Genomic DNA, 2,108 nt, shown 5'->3' on the forward strand with positions numbered 1-2,108 from the left:
TCGTTGCCGGAGCCGCCCGAACCGCCAATGCCGACGTTGACGGTGACACTCGTCTCGCTGGTGCCGCCAAGGTGGAACGCCTTGGCGTTGCTCGATCCGCCCATGCCGCCGCCGCCGCCCAGCGATTGCGCGACGATGCCTGAGGAGAAGTCGCCCTTGGTCGTCAAATTGCCGGTGTTGATCACGTCGACCGCGCCGGAGATATTGCCGGTGCCGCCCCCGCCTCCGACGGTCACGTTGGCCGCAACGTTGACGCCTTGGCCGCCGCCCAGATCGGCGGTCGCACCGTTGGTCGAGCCGCCATTGCCGCCGCCGCCGCCGATCGACTGCGCAAGGATCGCCGCGCTCATGTCGCCATCCGTCTGCACCGTCATGGCATTGTGGACGAGCACATCGTCGCTGACATTGCCGTCGCCGCCGCCGCCGCCGATGCTCACGGTCGCGTTGACGCTGACATTGACGCCGTAACCGCCAGCCGCCGCCCAGGAATCGCCGCCATTGCCGCCGCTGCCGGCAACCGACTGGGCAAGAATGCCGCCAGCCTGGTAACCCTTGGTGACGATGCTGCCGCCGCCGCTGAGGCCAGTATCGACGATCACCAGGTCACTGCGGCCACCGTCGCCGCCCCAGCCGCCGACCGTCACGCCGAGGCTGACATTGACGCCGTTGCTGACCGAGCCGGCCATCGTGGCCGCACGGCCGCCATTGCCGCCGCCGCCGCCAATCGACTGTGCCACGATGCCGCCCGAGCCGACCGCGTCGGTGTCGGCGATGATGTTGCCGTCCGCCCTGACCGTAACCTTGCCGCCAGGACCGCCATCGCCGCCCTCGCCGCCAACCGAAACGCCGACCGCTGCCGATGCGTAGAAACCGGCGCTGAAGGCTCCGGAATAGGCATTGCCGCCATTGCCGCCGCTACCGCCGACCGATTGCGCCAGGATGGCCTTCGCGCCCGCGCCGGCGACGTGGATGTCGCCCTTGTGGGTGACGGTAACCTGATCGCTCAGATTCGCATCGCCGCCGCCGCCGCCGATCGCGACGCCAGCCGCACCGAATATACCGACCGCGACCGCACCGGCGCTGCCGCCATTGCCGCCGCCGCCGCCGACCGATTGCGCCAGGATGCCGTGCGCGAGCGCGCCTTTGGTGGTTATGTTTGCGGTGTTTTTGACCTCGACCTGGCCACCTGCCCCGCCAGCGCCGCCCTGGCCACCGACAGCGACGGCCGCAAAGGCACCACCGGCGCCCGCCAAGCCTCCATCACCACCTGAACCACCGACCGACTGCGCGAAGATGCCGATCGAGAGGTCCCTGTCAGTGGTGATCCGAGCCGTATTTTCGACATAGACTTTCTGGCTGCCACCACCGGAACTGCCATTGCCGCCCAGCGAGAAGGAAGGTCCGCCAACCGTCACCGCAAAGCCGCCGGAGCCGCCGCCGCCGCCGACCGACTGCGCCATGATGCCGTGCGACTGAATACCTTCGGTCTGGACGACGGCGCCGTTGATGACATCAACGGTCTTGCCGCCGCCACCGCCGATCGATTGAATGATCAGGCCAGCGGAGTCGGCGCCGTGGGTTGTGATATTCGTGGTGTTGGAGTTCTAGACGACCTTGCCCGCGGCGCCGCCGCCCGCGCCACTGCCGCCGATGCCGACGGTCAGGCCAAGGCCGACACCGATGACGCCGCCGCCATTGCCGCCGCCGCCACCGATCGATTGCACGATGATACCGGCCGACCTTTCCTTGAAGGTTTCGACCGAACCATTATAGGTCGCATCGACTGCCTTGCCCGCGCCTGCCGCGCCGCCGGCACCACCGATGCCCAGATTGGCGATCGCGCCAAACGTGCCGACGAAGCCGCCATTGCCGCCACCGCCGCCGACCGACTGTACGACGAGGCCGATCGAGTCGGTGCCGCGCGTGATGATCGATTGCTGGCCGCCATTGGCGGTGCGGAAGAACACGTCGCCGCCATCGCCGCCGCCGCTGCCCTTGCCGCCGATTCCAACGCTCGCTCCGAAGAGGGCGCCTTCCACGACAAAGCCGCCATTGCCGCCGCCGCCGCCAAGCGATTGGACGACGATGCCTGCCGACCGGTCCTGCAG

The 2,108-nt window shown here is 68.6% G+C and carries 2 pseudogenes; both read right to left on the reverse strand.

The features are described 5' to 3' along the window. A pseudogene (locus EOB59_RS34520) lies at positions 1-1,460 on the reverse strand (autotransporter outer membrane beta-barrel domain-containing protein); the annotation flags it as partial. A gap of 144 nt (positions 1,461-1,604) precedes the next feature. Continuing rightward, positions 1,605-2,108, reverse strand: a pseudogene (locus EOB59_RS35510) (hypothetical protein); the annotation flags it as partial.

It is taken from the genome of Mesorhizobium sp. M7A.F.Ca.MR.176.00.0.0 (assembly GCF_004023165.1).
GTDB lineage: Bacteria > Pseudomonadota > Alphaproteobacteria > Rhizobiales > Rhizobiaceae > Mesorhizobium.